Source organism: Roseateles sp. P5_E1, from assembly GCF_054049335.1.
Genome location: NZ_JBFUMN010000190.1, coordinates 1 through 718, shown reverse-complemented (window position 1 = coordinate 718; position 718 = coordinate 1). Strand labels below are relative to the sequence as shown.

The following is a 718-nucleotide window of genomic DNA, read 5'->3' as shown; positions in this document are numbered from 1 at the left end:
TCCTGGAACCGCGCCTGCAATGTGCCGGCGGTATGCGCATGCACGACCCGGTCTACCTGCAGCGCGCGCGCGCACTGTGCGATGCCAACGGCGCGTTCCTGATCGCCGACGAGATCGCCACCGGCTTCGGCCGCACCGGCACGATGTTCGCCTGCGAGCCGGCCGGGGTGATGCCCGACCTGCTGTGCCTGTCCAAAGGCCTGACCGGCGGGTTCCTGCCGCTGTCGGCGGTGCTGGCCACCCAGGCGCTGTACGACGCGTTCCTGGACGATTCGCGCGAGCGCGCGTTCCTGCACTCGCACAGCTACACCGGCAATCCGCTGGCCTGCGCCGCCGCRCTGGCSACGCTGGACATCTTCGCCGGCGAAGACGTGATCGCGCGCAACCGCAGCACCGCCGAGGTGATGCGCACACTGGCCGCTCCGTTCAATGACCACCCGCACGTGGCCGATGTGCGCCAGGCCGGGATGGTGGTGGCCTTCGAACTGACCCGCAATGGCGACAAACGCACGCCCTTCCCCGCCGAGGCGCGGGTGGGGCTGCACGCCTATACGGCCGCGCTCAAGCGTGGGGTGGTGCTGCGGCCGCTGGGCAACGTGCTGTACTGGATGCCGCCGTACTGCGTGGAAGACGAACACCTGGACCTGCTGGCCCAGACCACCCTGGCTGCAATCGAGGAGGCCGTTGCATGCGCATGACCCGGTGCCATATCGACACC

1 protein-coding gene is annotated in these 718 nt (G+C 69.3%); it reads left to right on the top strand.

The features are described 5' to 3' along the window. A partial coding sequence (locus ACXJKJ_RS30535; RefSeq protein WP_457395191.1) for an aminotransferase class III-fold pyridoxal phosphate-dependent enzyme occupies nt 1-698 on the top strand: 698 nt, incomplete at its 5' end. Nucleotides 699-718: the final 20 nt, after the last annotated feature.